Origin of the sequence: Bradyrhizobium sp. SRS-191 (assembly GCF_024586915.1) — a bacterium.
In the GTDB taxonomy this organism is placed as follows: Bacteria; Pseudomonadota; Alphaproteobacteria; order Rhizobiales; family Xanthobacteraceae; genus Bradyrhizobium.
Genome location: NZ_JANBVS010000010.1, coordinates 171,860 through 194,633 on the forward strand (window position 1 = coordinate 171,860; position 22,774 = coordinate 194,633).

15 protein-coding genes are annotated in these 22,774 nt (G+C 65.9%); 6 read left to right on the plus strand and 9 right to left on the minus strand.

From position 1 onward, the window contains the following. Position 1 precedes the first annotated feature (1 nt). The 5 genes from NLR35_RS19495 to NLR35_RS19515 all read left to right on the plus strand — a co-directional run bounded on the left by NLR35_RS19495 (position 2) and on the right by NLR35_RS19515 (position 9,336). Positions 2-2,368: a xanthine dehydrogenase family protein molybdopterin-binding subunit gene (locus NLR35_RS19495; protein ID WP_257168144.1), complete on the plus strand. Its 2,367-nt coding sequence runs from the start codon at positions 2-4 to the stop codon at positions 2,366-2,368. A 53-nt stretch (positions 2,369-2,421) separates the two neighbouring features. Then, a complete protein-coding gene (locus NLR35_RS19500) occupies positions 2,422-3,381 on the plus strand; it encodes a helix-turn-helix domain-containing protein (RefSeq protein WP_257168145.1) in 960 nt (319 codons plus the stop codon). A 68-nt stretch (positions 3,382-3,449) separates the two neighbouring features. Beyond that, a complete protein-coding gene (locus tag NLR35_RS19505) occupies positions 3,450-4,829 on the plus strand; it encodes an aspartate aminotransferase family protein (protein WP_257168146.1) in 1,380 nt (459 codons plus the stop codon). Positions 4,830-5,351: 522 nt separating this feature from the next. Then, positions 5,352-7,376, plus strand: a complete 2,025-nt coding sequence (locus tag NLR35_RS19510) for a hydantoinase/oxoprolinase family protein (RefSeq protein WP_257168147.1) — start codon at positions 5,352-5,354, stop codon at positions 7,374-7,376. A gap of 4 nt (positions 7,377-7,380) precedes the next feature. Beyond that, positions 7,381-9,336 (plus strand): hydantoinase B/oxoprolinase family protein, encoded by a 1,956-nt coding sequence (locus tag NLR35_RS19515; protein WP_257168148.1) that lies wholly within the window; start codon positions 7,381-7,383, stop codon positions 9,334-9,336. A 1,420-nt stretch (positions 9,337-10,756) separates the two neighbouring features. On the opposite strand, the gene NLR35_RS19520 is transcribed toward NLR35_RS19515, so the two are convergent. From NLR35_RS19520 to NLR35_RS19555, 8 genes are all read right to left on the minus strand, one after another. Then, a complete protein-coding gene (locus tag NLR35_RS19520) occupies positions 10,757-11,632 on the minus strand; it encodes a hypothetical protein (RefSeq protein WP_257168149.1) in 876 nt (291 codons plus the stop codon). A gap of 388 nt (positions 11,633-12,020) precedes the next feature. Further along, the gene (locus NLR35_RS19525) at positions 12,021-13,031 is read right to left on the minus strand and encodes an ABC transporter ATP-binding protein (RefSeq protein ID WP_257168150.1); all 1,011 of its coding nucleotides are present in this window, start codon (positions 13,029-13,031) and stop codon (positions 12,021-12,023) included. After that, the gene (locus NLR35_RS19530) at positions 13,028-14,023 is read right to left on the minus strand and encodes an ABC transporter ATP-binding protein (protein WP_257168151.1); all 996 of its coding nucleotides are present in this window, start codon (positions 14,021-14,023) and stop codon (positions 13,028-13,030) included. The genes NLR35_RS19525 and NLR35_RS19530 overlap by 4 nt, the downstream gene beginning before the upstream one ends. Further along, positions 14,023-14,928, minus strand: a complete 906-nt coding sequence (locus NLR35_RS19535; RefSeq protein WP_257168152.1) for an ABC transporter permease — start codon at positions 14,926-14,928, stop codon at positions 14,023-14,025. Before NLR35_RS19535 ends, NLR35_RS19530 begins: the two co-directional genes overlap by 1 nt. Next, entirely contained in the window at positions 14,925-15,905 is a 981-nt protein-coding gene (locus NLR35_RS19540) for an ABC transporter permease (protein WP_257168153.1), read from the minus strand. Before NLR35_RS19540 ends, NLR35_RS19535 begins: the two co-directional genes overlap by 4 nt. 50 nt (positions 15,906-15,955) lie before the next feature. Next, positions 15,956-17,551 (minus strand): ABC transporter substrate-binding protein, encoded by a 1,596-nt coding sequence (locus NLR35_RS19545; RefSeq protein ID WP_257168154.1) that lies wholly within the window; start codon positions 17,549-17,551, stop codon positions 15,956-15,958. A gap of 81 nt (positions 17,552-17,632) precedes the next feature. Then, positions 17,633-18,577, minus strand: coding sequence for a GTP-binding protein (locus tag NLR35_RS19550; RefSeq protein ID WP_257168155.1), 945 nt, complete (start codon positions 18,575-18,577; stop codon positions 17,633-17,635). Then, a complete protein-coding gene (locus NLR35_RS19555; protein ID WP_257168156.1) occupies positions 18,574-20,220 on the minus strand; it encodes an amidohydrolase in 1,647 nt (548 codons plus the stop codon). The genes NLR35_RS19550 and NLR35_RS19555 overlap by 4 nt, the downstream gene beginning before the upstream one ends. 188 nt (positions 20,221-20,408) lie before the next feature. Here NLR35_RS19555 and NLR35_RS19560 point away from each other — a divergent pair, with 188 nt between their 5' ends. Then, complete coding sequence (locus NLR35_RS19560; RefSeq protein WP_257168157.1) at positions 20,409-21,950, plus strand: PLP-dependent aminotransferase family protein; 1,542 nt, start codon at positions 20,409-20,411, stop codon at positions 21,948-21,950. Between the two features lie 4 nt (positions 21,951-21,954). Here the strand turns inward: NLR35_RS19560 and NLR35_RS19565 are convergent, their stop codons facing one another. Further along, positions 21,955-22,749: a sulfite exporter TauE/SafE family protein gene (locus NLR35_RS19565; RefSeq protein ID WP_257168158.1), complete on the minus strand. Its 795-nt coding sequence runs from the start codon at positions 22,747-22,749 to the stop codon at positions 21,955-21,957. Positions 22,750-22,774 lie beyond the last annotated feature (25 nt).

Sequence of the window (22,774 nt, forward strand, 5' to 3'; positions counted from 1 at the left end):
CATGTCCGACGTCTCAGCCACGATGGACTTCCGCCGCCGCGACGCAAGCGACAAGCTGCAGGGCCGCACGCGCTACACCGTCGACCGCTATCTCCCGGGCATGCTTCACGCCGCGGTGCTGCGCGCCGATGTGGCGTCGGGACGTATCCTCAAGCTCGACACCTCCCGGGCCGCGCGCATGCCCGGCGTCCGCGCCATCGTGTCCACCGCCGACGCCCCCGGCATGATCGGCATCGGCATCGCCGACCATCCGCTGTTTGCGCGCGACGTGATCCGCTACAACGGCGAGCCGTTGGCCGCCGTTGCCGCCGACACGCTGGCCCAGGCGCAGGCTGCGCTTGCAGCGATCGAAGTCGAGATTGCACCGACGACGCCCCTCCTCACCATGGCGGATGCGCTCGCCCCGGAGGCGCCGCTGATCCATCCGGACTGGGAGAGCTACGAGGTTCTGCTGCCGGGCGCAGCGCGCGGCAGCAACGTCGCCTGGGAGGCCACCGTGGTGCGCGGCGACGTCGACGCCGCCTTCACCCGCCCCGACGTCGTGGTCGTCGACAGCAGCTTCCGCGTCGGCCGGCAAAATCACGTCGCGTTCGAGCAGCGCGCCGTCGTCGCTGCTTACGAGGACGGACGCTTCCATATCGAAACCTCCACTCAGGTGCCGTGGACCATCCGCAACGCCACCGCGCGCCTGCTCGGCGTGTCGCCGGCGCAAGTGCGCGTCACGGTGCCGCCGGTCGGCGGCGGCTTCGGCCTCAAATTCGACCTCGCGATCGAGCCGTTCGCCGCGCTGCTCGCACGCAAGAGCCGCCGGCCGGTGCGCCTCGTCAACTCGCGCGAGGAGGAGATGCTGACCTGCCTGTTTCGCGAAAACGCCGAGATCCGCATCCGCTCGGCCGTCACGCGCGACGGCGACATCGTCGGCCGCGAGGCCGTGGTGCTGATGGATTGTGGCGCCTATGGCGGCGAGCAGATCTTCCTGACCACGATGACCGCGCATACGCTCGGCGGCAACTACAAACTCGGATCGGCGCGGCTGGTGTCGCGTGCGGTCTACACCAACACCGCCCCGAACGGCGCCTTCCGAGCCTGCAACGGCGTCTACAACACGTTCGCGCTGGAGCGGCACACGGACGAGATCGCGGCGCGGCTCGGCATGGACCCGCTCGCCTTCCGCCGCCGCAACGTGCTCGGCGACGGCGATCTCGGCGCCACCGGGCAGACGTTCGAGGGCGACGTCCTCGGCCCGATGCTCGACCGCATGGCCGAGATGCGGCCGTCGACGCCTGCGCGGCAGATCGGCAGCGACGGCCGGCTCCATGGCCGCGCCACCACGGTCGGCACCTGGTTCGTGTTCGTCGGGCCGTCGGCGGCGACGGTGAACATGAATGCCGACGGCACCGCCACGCTGGTCACGTCGGGAGTCGAGATCGGCTCCGGCTCGATGATGCAGGGCCTGCCGCAGATCGTCGCCGCGACGCTCGGCCTTGATCCTGCCAACGTCATCGTGCGCGCCGCCGACACCGACGCCGCGGGCTATGACGTCGGCGTCGGCGGCGGCCGCACCACGGTGTCGCTCGGCGCCGCCAGCCTCTCGGCCGCGCAGGAGGTGCGGGCCAAGCTGCTCAAGGTGGCGTCCGAGATGATCGAGGCCGCGCCCGAGGATCTCGTCCTGCGCGACGGACGCATCGAGATCGCGGGAGCTCCAGGCTCGGGCCGCACCATTGTCGAGGTCGCCACCCGCGCCCAGGCCACGTTCGGGCCGGTCTCCGGCACCGGCGCATTCACCGGCGGCACTGTACCCTCTATGCCCGGCTGCGCCGCCGGTCATTTCATTGAGGCCATCGAGATCCCCGTCTTCGCCGTGCATGATTGCGAGGTCGCGGTCGATCCGGACACCGGCCATGTCGAGGTCCTGAGCTACCGCGTGGTGCAGGACGTCGGCCGCGCGCTCAACCCGCGCGCCATCCGCGGCCAGATCCAGGGCGGCGTCACCCAAGGGCTGGGCTATGCCCTGCATGAAGAGGTGACCATCGGCAGCGATGGCCGCGTCTGCCAGACCGGCTTCGAGACCTATCGCGTGCCGCTGGCGCTCGACGTCGTGCCCGTGGAAATCTGCCTGCATGAAGGCGCTCCGTCGAAGGGACCGCTCGGCACCAAGGGCGCCGGCGAGGTGCCGATCCTGAATGTCGGTGCCACGATCGCCTGCGCCGTCGCCAACGCCACGGCCACGCGCGTGCAGGAGTTGCCGCTGACGCCGCCCCGCGTCCTCGGATTGATGCTCGGCCGTACACCCGAGCTGGCCTTCCCGCATATCTCCGACCGTTGGAGTGACAATCTGGTGCGCCCGCACGGCGCATCGGAATCCTAGATGCTGCCTGCTGCCTCCTTCTGCCACGTTGCTGTTCATTCGGAGTCCTTGCGATGCGGATGAGTTTTACGACCAGCGATGTTCCCCGTCCCGGCCGGCCTCAGTACTGGCAGGACATCGTCTCGCAGACCTATTTCCCGCTCGATCTGCGCTTCGCCAGTGGCAGCGCACTCGACGGCCATCTGCAGGCGTGGACCCTCGGCCCGCTCTCGATGTCGCGCAACGTCTGCGACGGCCTGCTCTACCGGCGCCGGAAGCATCATCTCGTGGCCGAGCGCGAGGAGAGCTTTCTGGTCACGATACCGGACCAGGGCGAAATCCGCTTCGTGCAGGACGGCAAGGATGTGCGCTGCCGCCCCGGCGCCTTCCTCGTCGAGCGCAGCCATTTGCCTTACGAGTTCAGCCATGACGACCCGGCCGCGCTCTGGGTGATCAAGATCCCGAGGGCTGTCATGCGTACCCGCATCGCATGCCCGGAACGGCTGGCGACCTTGCAATTCGATGCGACACGTGGGGTCGGCGCGCTGTTCGTCGACACGCTGCGCCTCCTCGCCTTGCGGCTGGACGAGATGAGCGATGCCGCGCGCGCCGTGACCGGCACACATCTGCTCGAGCTGCTGGCGATGGCGGTCGAGGCCGATGATCGCCTGCTCACGGGCCACGCCTCGCCGACGCGCAACGCGCATCTGCATCGCTGCGAGCACTTCATCCGGACCCACCTGCACGACATCAGGCTGGCGCCGCAGCTGGTGGCCGATCGCTGCGGCATTTCGCTGCGCTATCTGCACCAGATCTTCGAGGCCGAAGGAATCACCGTCTGCAGCTATATCCGCAATCAACGGCTGGCGGCGTGCGACGCGGCGCTGCGCGATCCCCGCTGCCGCAACAGCATCGCCGACATCGCCTACCGCTGGGGCTATGGCGACCAGGCCCAGCTCAGCCGCCATTACCGCAGCCGCTTCGGCCGCTCGCCGAGCGAGGCACGCGCCGCGTACCGGGCCTCCGCCCCATGAAGACATTATGGTTTTCGTCCCGATCGCGATAGACTGCCCGCTTCCGTCACCAGAAAGTCTCCTCCTCCATGCGAACCAATTCCCTGCAGAGCAAAGACATCGCCCATCAGATCCATCCCGCGACGAATATGCGGCGGCACGAGCGCATCGGTCCGATCGTGATCGACCGCGGGTCGGGGATCTATGTCTATGACGACGAGGGGCGCGAATATATCGAGGGCCTCGCGGGCCTTTGGAGCGTGGGCGTCGGTTTCGGCGAGAAGCGCCTGGTCGAGGCCGCGACGCGGCAGATGGCCAAGCTGCCCTACTACCACATCTTCGCGCACAAGACCCACGAGCCCTCGACCCTGCTGGCCGAGAAGCTGGTGTCGATGGCGCCGGCCAACCTGAAGCACGTGTTCTTCACCAGCTCCGGCGGCGAAGCCAACGACTCCGCCATCAAGTTCGTCTGGTACTACAACAACGCGCTCGGCCGCACCGAGAAGAAGAAGTTCATCGCCCGCCAGGGCGCCTATCATGGCATCACCATCGCCGCCGGCAGCCTCACCGGCCTGCAGGCCAATCAGCGCGGCTTCGATCTGCCGCTGCCGTTCGCGCGGCATCTCACCTGCCCGCATTACTACCGCTTCGGCCTGCCCGGTGAGAGCGAGGAAGCGTTCACCGAGCGGCTGGCCAAGGAGCTCGAGGACCTGATCCTCAGCGAGGGCCCTGATACGGTCGCCGCCTTCATCGGCGAGCCGCTGATGGGCGCGGGCGGCGTCATCGTGCCTCCGGTGAACTATTGGCAACGCGTCCAGGAGGTCTGCCGCAAATACGACGTGCTGGTGATCGCCGACGAGGTCATCAACGGCTTCGGCCGGCTCGGCACCCTGTTCGGCTGCGACAGTTTTGGCATCAAGCCGGACATCCTGGTCTGCTCCAAGCAGATCACCTCGTCCTACCAGCCGCTCGCCGCCGTGCTGATCAGCGACGAGATGTACCAGGCGATGGCCGACCAGTCCGACCGGCTCGGCACCTTCGGCCACGGCTATACAGCGAGCGCCCATCCGGTTGCGACCGCCGTCGCACTGGAAAACCTCGCGATCATCGAAGAGCGCAACCTCGTCGCCAATGCCGCCGAGGTCGGTGCGCACCTGCATGCGGGACTGGCGCGTCTCGCCGATCATCCGCTGGTCGGCGAGGTCCGCGGCCGCGGCCTGATCGCCGCCGTCGAGCTGGTCGCGGACAAGGCGACCAAGGCCCGCTTCGAGCCGGTCGGCAAGGTCGGGCTGAAGTTCTTCGACACCGCCCATCAGCACGGCCTGATCATCCGCAACGTCGGCGACAGCATCGCGATCTGCCCGCCGATGATCATCACCGCAGCCCAGGTGGACGAGCTGCTGAGGCGCTTCAGGGCGACGCTCGACGACGTCACCGCCTGGGTCAACGCCGGCATGCCGGAGGGCTGAGCTTCGGCCGCTACAGAAACTGGCAATCGCGACATCGACGCCTACTCATCAGTTGCGCCGTCATGCCCGGGCATGACGGCGTATGCGATGTCGGGAGCATGGTTGGACGACGGCGAGATCGACATCGAGAGTGCGATCTTGCGCGAGCTTGTCGATCTCGTCCGTCCCGAATTGTGCCGTAGCGACCTTGTCAGGCTCGACGAATGGCTGCCCCTGCGGCCCTAAAGCTCCCCAAATCCTTCTTCGGGTCAACTCACGACTTGGTCGGACCGCCCAGTCTTGCCGGCATTCGCCCTCCGCTTCCCTGCCCTCGACCCGAATTGGACCGCCAGCGCACTCCGGCGCAAATGGTCCTGCGCTCAGCGTCAAGCACGCCCTCCCGGCCTTGCGCATAATCCACGTCGAACCCGCCACGCCCGCAGCCTGAACACGCCGTTCGGCTGGCCGGTCGTGGCTCCGACCGAGCCCGCGCAGCCGCCGCCATGTCCCCTCGGCGAGCGGGCGTGAAAGGAGCTTTGTCTCGTGCAGCACCTCCGCGTGGCCGTCGACGTCGGCGGCACCTTTACCGACATCTGCATCATGGACGAGGTCACGAGCCTGATCCGCGTCGAGAAGACGTCGTCGACCCGCGACCCCATCGACGGCATCATGGGCGGCGTCGCCAAGGCCGGCATCGATCTCGCCGAGGTCGCGCTGTTCTCGCATGGCACCACGGTGGCGACCAACGCCCTGATCACCCGCCGGCTGCCGCGCACCGCCGTGGTCACGACGAAAGGCTTCCGCGACGTCATCGAGATCCGCCGCGCCAACAAGGAGGATCTCTGGGACACCTACAAGGATGTCGTGAAGCCCTATGTGCCGCGGCGCGACCGGCTGACCGTGCCCGAGCGCGTCGATGCCAGCGGAAAGGTGATCGAGCCGCTCGATGTCGAGGCCGCCCGCGAGGTCGCGCGCATCCTCAAGCGCCGCGGCGTGGCCGCCGTGGCCGTGTGCTTCATGAACGCCTATCTCAACGGCGAGAACGAACGCGCGATGCGCGACATCCTGCGCGAGGCGATGCCCGACGTGCCGGTCTCGATCTCCTCGCAGGTGCTGCCGGAAATCTTCGAGCACGAGCGGTTTTCGACGACTGTCGCCAACGCTATCGTCAGCCCCGTTGTGGTCGACTACACCACGAGGCTCGGCGATCGCCTCGCCAATGACGGCTACACTCGCGATCTCCTGCTGCTGCACACCGGCGGCGGCGTGATGACGCCGGCGAGCGTCAAGGATTTTGCGGCCCGCCTCGCCGGCTCCGGCATTGCCGCCGGCGCGATCGCCAGCCGCACCATCGCGAGCCTGTGCGGCTATCCGAACTCGATCGGGCTCGACATGGGCGGCACCTCGACCGACGTGTCGCTCGCCTATGAGGGCCAGTCGCGCGTCACCAAGGACTGGTATGTCGAGTTCGGCTATCCGATCCGCTTCGCCTCGATCGAGGTGCTGACCATCGGCGCCGGCGGCGGATCGCTGGCCTGGACCGATCCCGCAGGCTCCTTGCGCAACGGCCCGCAATCGGCCGGCGCCTATCCGGGGCCGGCCTGCTACGGCAACGGCAATCCGCAGCCCACCAACACCGATGCGAGCGTCACGCTCGGCCGGCTCGGCACCAGTCTCGCGGGCGGCAAGGTGATGCTCGATCCCGCGCTGGCCCGCCAGGCCGTGGAGGACGGCGTCGCAAAACCGTTCGGGCTCGGCGTGCACGAGGCGGCGGACGCCATCCTTAAAGTGGCCAACGCCAACATGTCCGATGCCGTCCGGCTGATCTCGATCAGCCGCGGCTATGATCCGCGCGATTTCGCGCTGGTCGCGTTCGGCGGCGCCGGCGCGCTGCATGGCGTCGACGTCGCCCGCGAGCTCGCCATTCCCGTCGTGATCGTGCCGCCGAACCCGGGCGTCACCTCGGCGCTCGGCTGCCTGCTCGTCGACATGCAGCACGACTTCTCGCAGAGCTGCATGGTGGATGCGGCAACGGCCGATCCGGCCGCCATCGAGGCGCAGTTCGCCGCAATCGAACAGGAGGCGCTGGATCGCCTCACCCATGAAGGCGTCGCGCCGGAGAATATCGTCCTGCAGCGCTCGATCGACATGATGTATCGCGGCCAGTGGCGCTCGCTTGCGGTCAATGCGCCGCGCCCGCTGGGGGCGATCGAGGATCTCGTCGCCAGCTTTCATGTCGAACACCAGCGCGAGTACAATTTCCGCCGCGACAGCGCGCCGGTCAGCTTCTTCCGGCTCAACCTCAAGGCCGTCGGCATCGTGCCGAAGGCGGCCTTCGCGGTGCATGAGCCGACCGGCGTCTCGCCCGATCCGGTCGCGCGCCGTCCGGTCTGGTTCGAGGGCGAGGCGCACGACACGCCGGTGTTCGCGCGCGAGCATCTGCCGTGCGGCTTCAGCTTCAACGGCCCGGCTATCATCGAGCAGATCGACGCCACCACCGTGGTGCCGCCGGGAGCGAAGGCCGAGGTCGACAAATATCTCAACATCATCATCCGCGTGAAGGAGTGACGCCATGAAAAAAGATCTGGCGCTCGATCCCGTGACCTTCGAGGTGCTGAAGAACTCCTTCATCACCAGCGTCGACCAGATGGGCGAGCAGGTGCTGCGCACCTGCTACTCCTTCGTGATCTACAACCACGACTTCTCCAGCGCGCTGCACGACGCCAAGGGCGAATGCGCAGCGCAGGGCAACCAGGACATCGCCGTCCATGTCGGCACGCTGCACTTCACCTGCCAGGAGGTCATCCGGCATTTCGAAGGCGACATGCACGAGGGCGACGTGTTCGCCATCAACGATCCCTATGCCGGCGGCACGCATTTCTCCGACGTCAGGCTGATCCGGCCCATTTTTGCCGACGGCGAGATCATCGCCTTCAGCCAGTCGAACGGCCACTGGTCCGATGTCGGCGGCAGCGTGCCCGGCTCGTTCGACGTCGCCGCGCGCGAGATGTTCCGCGAAGGCCTGCGCATCACGCCGGTGCGGCTGTTCGACAAGGGGCGCTTCTGCAAGGACGTCGCGCATCTGATCGCCTCGAACACGCGCGACCCCGCATCGATCATCGGCGACATCCAGGCGCAGGCGCAGGCGACCCAGGTCTGCGAGCGCGAGATCCTGCGGCTGGTCGGCAAATATGGCCGCGACACCGTCGAGACGGGCCTTGCCGCCGTGCAGGACTATGTCGAGCGCTCGGCGCGCCAGCGCATCGCCGCACTCCCTGACGGCAGCTGGGAGACGGTCGATTTCATCGACCGCGATCCGGCCGGCGGCGAAGGCATGATCCCGATCCGGATCAAGATGACGATCAAGGGCGACCGTGTCACCTACGACTTCACCGGCAGCCATTCGACCATCGGCTCGATCTACAACTCGGCGTTCGGCGCGACGTTTTCGGCGGTGGCGGCCGGCATGAAGACGTTCTTCCCGGACCTGCCGCTCAACTCCGGCTTCTATCGCTGCTTCGACATCATCGCGCCCGAAGGCTCGATCGTCGACGCCAAATGGCCGATCGCGGTCACCGGCTTCCTGATGCCGTTCGAGAAGATCATGAACTCGATCTACGAGATGTGGTCGAAGCTGATGCCTGCCCGCGCGCTCGCCTGCGCCTTCAATCTCGAATATCTGCTCACCGGCGGCCTCGACGGCCGCTCGGAGGACAAGCCGATCTTCATGTTCTACGACTGGCTGCCCGGCGGCTGGGGCGGCCGCAACGGCAAGGACGGCAGCAACGTCACCACCGCCTGCTTCGGCACCGGCTTGATGTCGCAGCCGATCGAAGGCCAGGAGCGCGCCAACCCGATCCTGACCACGGCCTGCGAGATCCTCACCGACTCGCCCGGGCCCGGCCAATGGCGCGGCGGCGCCGGCGTGTTGAAGAGCTCGCGCATGCTTCAGGCCGAGAAGACGGTGATCTCCTACATCTGCGACCGCGAGCGCGCGGTGGTGTGGGGCATCGAAGGCGGCCTGCCGTCGATGCCGCATGGCCTCACCCTGCGCCGCGCCGGCCATGACACCGAGGAGCGGCTCGGCTCGATCTTCTCCGACGTGCCGATCGGCGCGGGCGACGAGTTCTCCCGCCCGACCGCCGGCGGCGGCGGCTTCGGCGATCCGCTGCTGCGCGATCCCGCGGCCGTGGTCGAGGACATCAAGGACGACTACGTCTCGGTGGCGCGCGCCGCCAAGGACTATGGCGTCGTGGTGCGCACGATCGACGCCGAGCTGTGCGAGTACGAGGTCGACCTGCCCGCCACGCAGGCGCTGCGCGACGGCATCCGCGCGGAGCGTGTCGCCAAGGCGAGGCTTGATCCGGCGGTCGTCGCCGAACGCTACCGGAAGGGCGAGCTCGACGCGATGGACACGATCCGCCAGCATGCGGTGATCCTCGATTGGGAGAGCGGCGCGCTGCTGCCGGAATCCACACGTCAGTTCCGCGAGGTGTTCGAGCGGCGGTCCGTGGCGCTGTGGCGTTAGTTTCGCGAAGGATGGCTAACGCCCACCGGCGGATCGACGTCCGCCGGCTCGGCGCACATCCTCGTCCCCGTGCGTCAGCACGGCCCATCGTCACGGCCACTTGCTCCACGTTTTCAAACAGCGGGCGTGACTGAGCCTTCTCGCGGCCCCCTGCGCCCGAGCTTTGCCATCAGTCGACCTCTTCCTGGAAAAAGAGGCGCAGGGAAGACCGGGTATCAGCTGATACCCGCGGTCCGCGTGCAGCAAACAAGCACGCGGCAGAACCACAGGTTCAGCCCAATATCCGGCCTTCCCTGCGCGACGGTTTTCCGACTTATAGGCGCTCTCCCCGGGGACCGGCTGTCTTGCCCCCGTCACTGGCGGATCATCATCACCGCCGGCTTGGCGTCAGCGTCGGGACGCCAGGACCACACCATTTCGCCGTCGCCTCGCTCCGTTCGTCGGCACAGGTCGTGAGACCAGGCTGCAGAGCAACGCGCCCATCGCATCTTCCGGCTCGACGCTTCATGACGATCGCGAAACGTCCCTCTTCAGCGAGCCGGGATACGCGAGACTGTGGATGTGATTTGCCCGACGGCGCAAGGGAGAAGTGCGCGACAAACTGGCACGACGGACAGTTGGTGCATGTGGGGCATGCGAGGATTGCCCGTCGTGTGAAGGAGATCATTCAGCTAATCGGCGACAGCGAAGGAGCGCCTTCGATCAGTCCGCTGCTCATGGTTCACCTGCAGCTCCGGGGGGCCGAGCTAGCCCCTCTCCATGAGGACGCGGCTCAGGTCGATGTGCATTCCGGCTTCGGAGCCGGACGATCTCTGTCCTTTGATGATCGCGTTCAAACCAGCCTGCAACCTCCGCACCGCTCCGCGATGCAGTGCCCTCGCCCCCAAGGCGAAGCGAAGCTTCGCCAGGGTGGGAGAAGGCGCAGTCACGGCCGTCGCGCCCGCGGCGAGGTCGATTGGTTCCCGCTTCTCCATGTGGTTGCTATGGGAGCCCGACAGCGACCCCATTGTCCGTGTGCACCAACCGGCTCCCGTGCTGGAGGCTCATGGTGAGGAGCGCCGCACCACCGGTCGTGCCATGACGAAAAGTGTTCATGGCGGTGCGTCTCGAACCACGAGGCCTCAGCTCGGGCCTCGCCCTTCGAGACGCGCGCCAAGATGCGCGCTCCTCAGGGTGAGGAGTGAAAGCGTGCTCTGAGGCGGCAAGCTCCTGATCGGATCAGGAGAGTTTTGTGCACTGTCACCGTACTGCCGTTGGTTGCTCAAGAGCTAAGACGCAAGCTTGACTTCTCAGACCGTATCGCTGTCCCAACCATCCAGCGTAGGCAGCGTGGTCGTCAATTCTGTGCTGTAGAACGAGGAAACACGCTTCAGCCGCCCCCAATCCCTGTTATCGATCACTCATAAAAAAGGTAGCGCAATCACTGCACTAGCGTCTTGATCTCCCGCATTTCCTTCAAACCGGTAGCGACTTCTATCCGAGACAATATCTCGAACGCTTTGCGATCAGAGCCAGAACCAAGCACACCTTGCACGCTCGTTATCAACGCTTCGCTACGCTCTTTGTAGAGTTTGTGTATGACCGAAAGCAATACATCCGTGATGACCAAGCACAATCCGAGCGCCATAGCACGGTAACGCACAGACGCATTGAGGACGGAAACTTGCTCCGCTTCCACTTGAATGAACTGCTCATGGATAGTATGCACCCAATGAGAGAATGTAGATAAATATCCGTAGATCTTACCAGCCGTTGCGTAGACTTCTTTCATGGACGTAATGCATGACTGCGCCTTCAAGCCAACAACGGCATCTTCGTCCTGCAGGTAGAAGGCCGCATTTGCCCACGACATCATCTCAAAACACAGACGCAATATAGGAACGACCTCAAGTAACAGCCCCCTATTCGACAACAATCGAGCTGCATCTAGACTATGCGGTAACCGATAAAGCGTTATCTCAGCCCCAAAGACACCAAACCCTGGATTTGCGGTATGCAGGTCGCGCAACCCGCGCATCAGTTTGTCAACGCTACCTCGCAAGAAATCGCTCGCTTCGTCGCCCAGCCCGACATTTTCGTCCTCGTACAATCCTGGTTCAACGTAGCGCTTGAGAACATAGTCAATCGATGACAACCCCATCCGGTGAGATAGCAAGGCCGCAAGAACACGCCGCCGAAACTCAGGCGCACTCTTTCTAGACATCCCAACTGGAAATCCGACACTCTGGCCGATAACGAAGTCTAAATCCGCCACGGACTGAATTTGGAAATCCTTGGTCCACGGTCGATCACTCAAGCGGCTGCCTCCGCGTTCAAAGCCCGAATTTGGCTCTACTCACTCCCGCTCGATCATCTTGCGTGGCATTAAAGCATTGATCCGAAACGCTTTTCCCGACATATCGCATCGAGACGCCGATGGCGGGACCGAAGATTTTCTTTGCTATTGATTCCACAGGATTATTTTGCGCGCTCATGCCGAGCGCGCTTCGAGGACTATCGGCTGCTATCGCCTGGGCGGCAATAGGCGACCTCGTGGCTGGTGCCAGCACCAGAGGGCTGGCGAACGCCATGGCTCGTACTCAGCCGCCGACGCAAGCTTGGGGTCCGGCGTTGATCGAGACAGCCCACACCGGCGTATCAGACCCGTTTGCGCTGTCGCGATGATCCCGCAAGACGTCCTCGCATCAAGCCAGCTCGGCCGCCCGATGACACGCGACGTAATGGTGGGGTCCGATCGCGTCCAGCGCCGGGAGACGCTGCGAGCAGGCCTCGATCGCCATCGGACAGCGCTGCGCGAAGCGGCAGCCGGGCGGCGGGTCGACGGGGCTCGGCGGATCGCCCTTGACGAGATAGCGACGCTTGAGATCCTCGCGCATCGGCCCGGGCGGCGCGGCGGCGGCGACCAGCGACCACGTGTAGGGATGACGGGGCGCGGCGAAGATGTCGGCGGCCGGCGCCTGCTCGACGATCTTGCCGAGATACATCACAGCGACCTCATCGCAGAATTTCTGGATCACGCCAAGATCGTGCGAGATGAAGATGTAGGTGAGATCGCGCTCGCGCTGCAGACGTTTCAGCAGGTTCAAGATCTGCGCCTGGATCGCCACGTCGAGCGCGGACACCGCCTCGTCGCAGACGATCAGGTCGGGCTCGGGCGCCATCGCCCGCGCGATGCACAGCCGCTGGCGTTGGCCTCCGGAAAATTGATGCGGATACAGGTCGGCGGCCTGCGGCGGCAGACCGACCTCGGCCAGCAGCCTGCGCACGCGCTCGTCGCGCTCGCTGCGCGTGCCGATCCCGAGCAGGTCGAGCGGCTCGCGGATCTGGTCGCCCGCGCGGCGGCGCGGATTCAGTGCCGAGAACGGGTCCTGGAACACGATCTGCAGATGCCGCCGCACCTCGCGCAGCGACCGGCCAGTGAGGCCGGCGATGTCGCGATTGCCGAACACGATCTGCCCCGATGTCGCCGGCACCAGCCGCATCACGGCCTGCGCGGTGGTCGACTTGCCGGAGCCGCTCTCGCCGACGATGCCGAAGGTGGTGCCGCGGCGAACGCGGAAGCTGACGCCGTCCACCGCGTGCACGAACGACGGCTTGCCGTGGCGGCGCCCGGCCGGGAAGTGCACGACGAGATCGTTGACGTCGAGCAGCACCTCGCGGGTGCCCGTTCCTCGGATTGCCTCAGCCATGCTCATGCCGCGAGCTCCGTCTTGCGCCAGCAGGACACGGCGTGATCAGGCGCGATCGACTCGAGCGCAGGCTGCGGCTTCGCACGGCAAACGTCGCAGGCCTGCGCGCATCTCGCAAGAAACGCACAATCGGCCCCGCGCGCGCCGAGCGGCGGCACCATGCCGGGGATCTCGCCGAGATCGACCCAGGGCTTTGGCGGCTCCCCAATCGCGAGGTGCGGCACGCAATTGAGCAGGCCCCGCGTATAGGGATGGCGCGGCGCCGTCACGATCGTATCCGACGCCCCCGCCTCGATGCAGCGACCGGCATAGAGCACGAGCATCTCGTCGGCGAGCTCGGCGACCGCGCCGAGATCGTGGGTGATCAGCAGGATCGCCGTCCCGGTGCTGCGCTGCAGCTCCGCGAGCAGATCGAAGATCTGCGCCTGCACGGTGACGTCGAGCGCGGTGGTCGGCTCGTCGGCGATCAGCAACTTCGGCCGCCCGGCCAGCGCCATCGCGATCATCACGCGCTGGCGCATGCCTCCCGACAGCTGGTGCGGATAGGCATCGATCCGCTGCTCGGCCGCCGGGATCTGCACGGCGCGGAGCAGCTCGATGACGCGCGAGCGCGCCGCCGCGCGATCGAGCCCCTGGTGCCAGCGCAACACCTCGCCGATCTGATCGCCAACCGTGAACAGCGGATTGAGCGCCGTCATCGGCTCCTGGAAGATCATCGACATGGCGCTGCCGCGCAGGCTCCGCATCTCCTTTGGCGGCAACGCCAGCACGTCCCTGCCCTCCAGCACGATACGGCCCGAGGTAATGACGAAATCCTCCGGCAGCAGCCGCATGAGGGCCAGCGCCGTCATGCTCTTGCCGCAGCCGGATTCACCGACCAGCGCCAGGGTCTGCCCCGGGGCGACCGTGAACGAGAGGTGCTCGATCACCGGGACGAGGCGACCGGACCCGTTGCGCATGCTGACATTGAGATCATCGACTTCGAGCAGCGCGCTCATCACGACCTCCGCCGCAGCCGCGGATTGATCGCATCATTGAGGCCGTCGCCGACCAGGCTGATCGCGAGCACCGCAAGGAAGATCGCCGCTCCCGGGAACATCACCGCCCACCAGGCGTCGAGAATGTAGTTGCGGTTCTGGCCCAGCATCAGTCCCCAGCTCATGACGTTCGGATCGCCCAGGCCCAGGAAGCTCAGCCCGCCCTCGAACAGTATCGCCACGCCGATCGCGAGCGTCGCCGACACGATCACCGCGGGCAGCGCATTCGGCAACAGCACGCGCAGGATCAGGTTCACGTTGGAGGCGCCTGCGGCGCGCGATGCCTTGACGAAATCGAGATCGCGCAGCCGCATGAATTCCGCCCGCGTCAACCGCGCCACCGAGGTCCAGCTCACGCCTCCGATCGCGAGCGTGATGGTGGTCAGCTTCGGCCCGAACAGCGTCACCAGCACCATCGCAAACAGCAACGGCGGCAGGATCTGGAAGAACTCGGTGATCTTGACCATGGTGGCATCGATCGCGCCGCCGAAGAAGCCGCCGACCGCGCCGATGACGAGCCCGATCACGATCGTGATGAGCGCCGCGACAGCACCGACCGCGAGCGTCGCGCGACCGCCATGGATCAGCCCGGCCAGGACGTCGCGGCCGAGATAGTCGGTGCCGAACCAGGCATCGGCATCAGGCGGCATGAACGGGGCGCCGACGAGATCGAGCGGATCGACCGGATAGAGCGATGGCCCGGCCACGGCCACCAGGATGATCAGGATCAGCATGCAGGCGCCGGCCACGCCCGACGGGCTCTTCGTGAATTGCCGCAGCGCCAGGCGGCCCGGCGACGCGGCGGTCCGCGCGGGAAGATCGGTCTGCGGCGCTGACACCTGCGAGGTGCTCTCGATCACCGTCATCGCCGTCCTGTCCGAATTCGTGGATCGACGAGGCGGTAGACCACGTCGGTCAGAATGTTGGCGGTCATCACCATCAGCGCAGAGAAGAACAGCACCGCCATCAGGGTCGGATAGTCGCGGCGCAGAATGGAATCGAACACGAGCCGGCCCATGCCCGGCCAGCTGAACACCGTCTCGACCAGCACGGCGCCGGCGAACAGATTGCCGAATTGATGGCCGGCGACGGTGACGATCGGGATCAGCGTGTTGCGCAGCGCGTGCTTGCCGACCACCAGCCATTCCGGGAGCCCCTTGGCGCGGGCGGTTCTGACATAGTCGGCCGATAGCGCCTCGATCATGTTCACCCGCGCCAGCCGGCTGTACTGCGCGATGAACACCAGTGCGAGCGTCAGCGACGGCAACACCAGATGACGGCCGACATCGAGCGCATAGGCGAAGCCGTGCTTGGGATTCACCACGTCGGTCATGCCGACGACTGGGAGGATCGGCCATACCGAGCCGAACAGCAGCAGCAACATCAGCCCTGTCCAGAAGATCGGCGCGGCATAGCCCGCCAGCGAGACCACGGTGACGGCGTGGCTGAAGGCGCCGTTCGGCCGCCGCGCGCTGACCACCCCGAGCAGGGTCCCGATCGCGAGCGCGGCGGACAGCGCGCACAAGGTCAGATACAGCGTTGCCGGCAGCCGCTGCAGGATCAGGCCGAGCACGGGCTGGTTGAAGTAGTAGGAGTAGCCGAAATCGCCGACGGCGACATTGGCGAGATAGATGGACAGCTGCTGCAACAGGCTCTGGTCGAGGCCGTATTTGGCCCGCAGTGCCGCGACGACCTCCGCCGAAGCGCCGCCCATCTCGCCGGCGATCACCTGGACGGGATCGCCGGGCGCAAGATGGATCAGGCAGAAGTTGAGCACCAGCACGGCGATCAGCAGCGCGACTGCATTGATGATCTGCCGGGCCAGATGGGTGGCGAAGGCCATGGTGCAGAAAGTCTCCTCGTGGCTCTCACGAAATCGGGGATAGCTTCGCCTCAGGTCTTCGGCGGCGTTTCCCAGTAGAGTTCGTCGAGCGGCGACATCATGCCCCAGATCGAGTTCGGGAGATTGCCGAGCCCCTTGGCGAAGGCGTTGTAGTACGGGCTGACATTGATGAAGTAGATCGGCACATCCGAGACGACGATCTTCTGGAACTCCGAGTACAGCGCCTTGCGCTTCTCGGGCGAGGTTTCGACCGCCGCCGCCTGCAACAGCTCGTCCACCTTGGGGTTGGAGTATTGCTGCGTGTTCGACCAGATAATACCCTTGCGGATGTTCGAGGTCAGATAGGTGCGGTTGACGCCGATCACCGGATCACCCCAGTTGTAGACGGTGTCCATGGTCAGGTCGAAATCGAAGTTCGAGACGCGCTGCGCCCAGGTCGGGAAATCAGGCGCGGCGCGCACCTCGAGATTGATGCCGACGCGCTTGAGCTGCGAGCGCATGTACTCGGCGACATTGCGCTGCTGCTCGTCACCGCCCGGAATGTAGTCGATGGTGAGCGAGAAGCGCGAGCCGTCGGCGCCCTTGGCATAGCCCGCGGCGTCCAGTAGCGCGGCCGACTTGGCGTAGTCGACCTTGTAGGGTTCGACGGCGGCTTCGGCGAGCGGCGAATCCGGTGCGATCGGCCCCAGCGCCGGCGTGGCCTTGCCGCCCATCAGCTTGGAGACGATGAAGTCGCGATTGGCCGCATAGGCGATCGCCTGGCGCACGCGAACGTCGTCGAGCGGCTTCTTCCTGGTGTTGAAGGCGAGCCAGTTGAGCGGGCCGACGCCGGCCATGCCCTTGTCGGTCACGACCAGGTTCGGTGACTTCTGCAGGCGATCGATATCGCGGGCGCCGGCGATGAAGGGAAACGCGCTGAAATCGCCGCGCTCCAGCGAGACGACGGCGGCGTTCTGATCCGACACCAGCCTGACCACGATCTTGTCGAGCTTGGGCCGGCCGGGAATGAAGAACTTGTCGAACTTCTCCAGCGTGTAGTATTCGCCCTGCTTGTATTCGGTCAGCTTGAACGGGCCGGAGCCGATCGGCTTCAGATTGGCCGGATGCGTCTTGAGGTCCTGTCCGTCGCCATAGACGTGCTTGGGCAGGATCGGCATCAGCGCCGGCGACATCGCCAGGAGCAGCGACGGGCTCGGGTTCTTCAGGCGGAGGATCGCAGTCGCAGGATCGGGCGTCTCGACCTTGTCGACCGCCGCCAGCATCGTCTGGAACGGATGGTTGGCCTTGATCGCCATGATCGAGAAGGCGACGTCCTCCGACGTCACGGGGTGACCGTCATGGAAGACCGCATCCTTCACCAGATGCAGCGTGACGGACAGTCCGTCAGGCGCGACCTCCCACGACTGCGCCAGATAGGGCTGCGGATTCCATTTGTCGTCATAGCGCAGGGGGCTCGCGAAGATCTGCGCGGTCGGCATGGCCGTCGCCATGCCCGACTGCACGGCGCCGTTGAAATGCCGCGGCACCTGCGTCGTCGCGACCACCAGCGTATTGCCGCCCGCTGATTGCGCTCGCGCCGCCGGCGAGGCGACTGTGGCCGCGGCGAGACCGAGAGCTCCGAGCACGAAATGTCGTCTGATCAACATGGCTATCCCGCTTCCTGATTCACGACAGGGTGGATGATGAGAAAGTGGCTTGGTGGTCCGATATGCTCTGCGATCATCGCGTCACGCCGCGGCGGTCAGGGCGCGGTCGAGGATCGCGTCGAGTTCGTGATCCGATGGCAAGTTCGCGGTGCCCACGCCCGCGAGCGCGATCGTCTCGGCCACATCGAGCGTAGCATCTCCCGCCGGCGTCAGCGACCAGTTGCGCGACACCAGCTGAAACACCTGCGCCCGGTCGTCGCCGTCGACCCGGCAAATCCCCTTCAGCCGCAGCAACTGACCCGGCAGGTCGTGCACGGCGGCGGCCAGCCTGTCGCGATCGAAACGGCCGGCGCGCTGATAGGTCCAGCGCCGGAAGCCGCCCTCGTGATCCACCGTCTCCGCCACCGGCTCGGCGCGGAAACGCGCGAGCCGCCCTCGTCCAAAAACGGCCTCATGCGCAGGGGTCAGTGTCGACAATGGCTCGATCGGCACATCCGGCCGAATCGCGCCGATCACGGCGCACGCCGCCTCGCGCTGGCTGTCGCTGGCCAGATCGCATTTGCTGAGCAGAACCACATCACTTTTGGCGAACTGATTGCGGACGGTCTCGCCGATGTGCCGGTCCTCGCATTGCGTCGCGATGCGGGTCGCATCGGCCAGCACGACGACGCCGTCGAGCCGCAGCGACGGCTCGACCAGCGCGATCTCCGCGATGCGCCAGGGATCGCCGACGCCGCTGGCCTCGATCACCACGCGATCGAAGCGCCCGATATCGTCGAGCAGCCGCGCCAGCGTGTCGAGAAAGCCCGTTCCGATGCTGCAGCAGACGCAGCCATTGGTCAGCGACATTGTGGTGCCGTCATGGCTCTGGATCAAAGCGGCATCGATATTGATCTCGCCGAAATCGTTCACCAGCACCGCGCAGCGTTCCGTGCTGGCGGACAGCAGCCGGTTGAGCAGTGTCGTCTTCCCGGCGCCGAGAAAGCCGCCGATCACGGTGAACGGAATAGGCGCGGACATCGTCATGCGCGCGGCGCCTCCTTGACGACGCCGCCGACCACCGTGCCCCAGACCGCGACGTCTTTCAGGGTCTCCGGAGCGACCGTCAATGGATCCTGCTCGAGGACCGCGAAGTCGGCGTACTTGTCGGTCTCGATGCTGCCGATGAGATGATCGAGATTGAGCGTGTAGGCGGCACCGATCGTGATGGCGTTCAGTGCCTGCTCCACGCTCAGCGCCTCGGTCTCCGCGCCGAGCTTGCGGCCCGACGAGGACACGCGGTTCACGGCGCACCACGCGGTGAACAGCGGCGACAGCGGCGTGACCGGCGCATCGGAGTGGATCGAGAAGGGAACGCCAATCCGCTGCGCCGTGCCGGTGGCATCGAGGCGGTTCGCCCGCTCCGGTCCCATCGTCAGCTCGTAGTGGGAATCGCCCCAGTAGAAGACATGATTGGCAAACAGGTTGACGCACATGCCGAGCGCCTTCATGCGGCGGAACTGCGCGGCGTCGGCCATCTGGCAGTGCTGCAGGGTGTGGCGGTGGTCCGGCCGCGGGTGAGCGGTCTGCGCCTTCTCCACCGCGTCCAGCGCCAGCTCGGTCGCTTCGTCGCCATTGGTGTGGATGTGAAGCTGGATGCCTGCCCGGTGATACAGATCGACCAGGCGCGGCAGTTCCTCCGGCGCGATGTACCAGAGGCCGTTCGGCGCGCCGTTGTGATAACCGGGCCAGCGCAAGCGCGCGGTGAAGCCCTGGATCGATCCGTCGACGACCAGCTTGACGATGCCGTAATGCAGCTTGTCGTTACCGGACTCGCGCAAGCCAACGATCTTCTCGATCGCCTTGTCCGGAGGATGCGTGGCTGACGCCAGCGCCGGCACCAGGCGCACACCGAACTCCGCCTGCTGCGTCGCCGCGCGGTAAAGCTCCAGCGTGTTGTCGGTGAGATCATTGTGCAGATCGGTGATCGTGGTGACGCCCTGCACGCAGGCCGACGACGCGTAGCGCTGCACATCGGCCATCGTCAGCAGCTCCGACAGCGGATTGCCCACCAGACGGAACGCGCGCAGCCGCGCTGCGATGCCTTGCAGTTCGCCGCTGGCCCGGCCGTCCGCTCCGGCGACGACACCGGAGATGTCGGTGGCATGAAGGAGCTGCGTGCGCTCCAGCACCAGCGTGTTGACCACGCTGATATGAAAGCTGGCGTGGAGCACCATGATCGGCCGCGTGGTCGAGACCCGGTCCAGCGCTTCGCGCGTCAGCTTCTCGCCGCCGATATGCAGCGGATCGAAACCCCAGGCGAACAGCGTTGCGTTGGGATCGGCTATCGCGGCTTCGGCCTCGCGAAGCCGTGCCACGATCGCATCGATATCAGGCACACCGGCCACCGCCCTGCCCTCCGGCGATCGCCGTTCGAAAGCGCCGACATAGGGCAGCGACCACATCATGCCTTCCATGATGTGGCTATGGCCTTCGACGAACCCAGGTAGCAGCACCTTGTCGCGGAAGCGCATGTCGATCCCGCCATGCGGGACGAACTGCGCGATCTCAGCTTCGCTGCCAGCCGCGACGATCCGCCCCTCTCGCACCGCAACGTGCGTCGCAAAAGGCCGCGACGGATTCATCGTCACGATCCTGCGGGCCGCGTAGACGACAGTATCTGGGCTCACCGCGAACTCCTTCAACTTCCCAACCAAGAGCCGTTGTTGAAACCTGCGGCGTCGGATGAGTCCAGGCCAGCGCCAGATGCCATGCACAAATGGAGCCAGCCCATGCGAAACACGGCCGCAGACAGTCCACCATGGCGCAGTTTTTGCTTTAATTTCAGCAGCTCACAGGGTCAGGACCAAATACCTCGATGGCAAAATTCGCGCCCTTGCTGCGATCCGAAGCGGACCGGCCGACAGTTCCGATTCACGACGTGCTGTTCTGGGTCTCGCTGTTCGACGGCCTCGACCGCGGCGGCACCTTCCTGCAACTTCAGATCCGACAGATGATCGTGACGGCAATCGAGGATGGCCGTCTGCCGCTCGGCGTCCGCATGCCGTCCAGCCGTGATCTCGCCGCTCTGCTGAAAGTCTCCCGCAATACCATCGTCATCGCCTATGAACAGCTCGTCGACCAGAACTTCCTGGTGTCGCGCGAGCGCAGCGGCTACTTCGTGGCCGGCCTGCCCAAGCATATCGGCGAAGCCAGGCAGCCTGCGACGGAGGTCTACAGCCGCCGCTGGACCGAGCGGTTCGCGCTGCAGCCGTCGGCGCTTCGCAATATCGTCAAGCCGCTCGACTGGCAGACCTATCCCTATCCCTTCATCTTCGGGCAGTTCGATCCGAGCCTGTTTCCGACCAATGACTGGCGCGAAAGCGCGCGCGCGGCGCTCAGCGTTCCCGAGATCAACAACTGGGCGCGCGACATGATCGACGGCGACGATCCGGCGCTGATCGAACAATTGCAGCGGCAGGTGCTGCCGCGCCGTGGCATTCGTGCCCGCGCCGACGAGATCATGCTCACGATCGGAGCACAGCACGCCCTCTATTTGATTGCGAAACTGTTCCTGCGGCCCGACACCCCGATCGGCATCGAAGACCCCGGCTATCCGGATGCGCGCAATATCTTCGGCATGATGACGTCACAGGTCGTGCCGCTACGGCTCGACGATCAGGGCCTGGTCCCTGACGAAGCGTTCGCGCGCTGCGCGCTGGCCTATGTCACGGCGAGCCACCAATGCCCGACCACCACCGCGATGTCGCGGGCGCGCCGCGAGGAGATTCTCAAGGTCGCGCGCGAGCGCGACATCGTCCTGATCGAGGACGACTACGAAAGCGAGCTGATGCCGGAGGGCAGCGGCCTGCCGCCGCTGATGAGCCTGGACCGCGATCAGAGCGTGCTCTATGTCGGCAGCCTGTCGAAGGCCTTGGCGCCCGGCCTGCGGCTCGGCTACGTCGTGGCGCCCGCGCCCGTCATCCGCGAGTTGCGCGCGCTGCGCCGGCTGATGCTGCGCCATCCGCCGCTGAACAACCAGCGCGTCGCGGCCTTGTTCATCGGCCTCGGGCACTACCGCTCGCATCTGCAGCAGGTCGGCCGCGTGCTGCTCGAACGCGCCGCCCTGCTCGACGCGCTGCTGCCGCAGGCGCTGCCGGGCTGCAGCTGGTCGCGCGGCCCGGGCAGCACCAGCTACTGGATCACCTGCCCTGCGGGAACGGATGCGGTGAGGCTGTCGGAGATCGCGCGCGCCGAAGGCGTGGTCATCGAGCCCGGCGACGTGTTCTCGATCAACCCGGAGGCGACGCGAAACTGCTTCCGTCTCGGTTTCTCCTCGATCCGCACCGACCGGATCGCCCCGGGGATCGCCAAGCTCGGCCAGATCTTTGCCCAGTACACATCGTTGCAAACGACCTGAGCGGCTACAGCAGGTCGCTAAGCCCCTTCAGCGCACTGCCGAGCGCGACCACCGCGAGACTTGCCATCGACACCCGGCGATGCAGCGTGTCGCTGCCGCGATGAAAACCGAGATCGCCGAGCCACGTGCCGACCAGCATCACGGGAATGCCGAGCGCCGTCAGAACGGCGATGTGCAGGTCGAGGAGACCGAACCAGGCGAGGCTGGTGGTCGCAACGATCGACGAAACGAGAAAGAACACCATCATCGAGGCACGCGCGGCCACCCGGCCAAATGCGCCCGCATTGTAGTAGACGATCACCGGCGGTCCGGGCATGCCCGCAAGGCCGTTGAACAGACCAGCGACAAGACCGACCAGCGTCGTGATCCAGCGCGCCGGCCTCGCCGTCAGCCGAAATCCCGCATTCAGCAGTACGACAGCGCCGATGGTGATCAGGGCAATCAGGAGACGTGCCGCGGCCGCCGAGACCAGGCTGAGCACCAGCACGCCGATCGGCGAGCCGATCACGCCTCCGAGCACCAGCCAACGCAGCGAGGGCCAGTCGCAGACACGCGAGGCGCGCGGCAGGTCGCCGAGCCCGATCAGAAGCTGCAGACAGACCGCAACCGGCACCGATTGCGCCGGCGGCATGAACAGGCCGAGCAGCGGAACAGCTGTCAACGCAAAACCGAAGCCCGTGAAACCGCGCACCAGCGCCGCGGCAAAGATCGAGAGCGCCGCAGCGAGCACCAGCGCGGAGCTCGGCAGCGAGGTGGCGGCGATGTCATGGACCGCGACGGCCAGTTCTTGCAGGGCCATCGTCAGGGTGTGATGTAGGGACTCA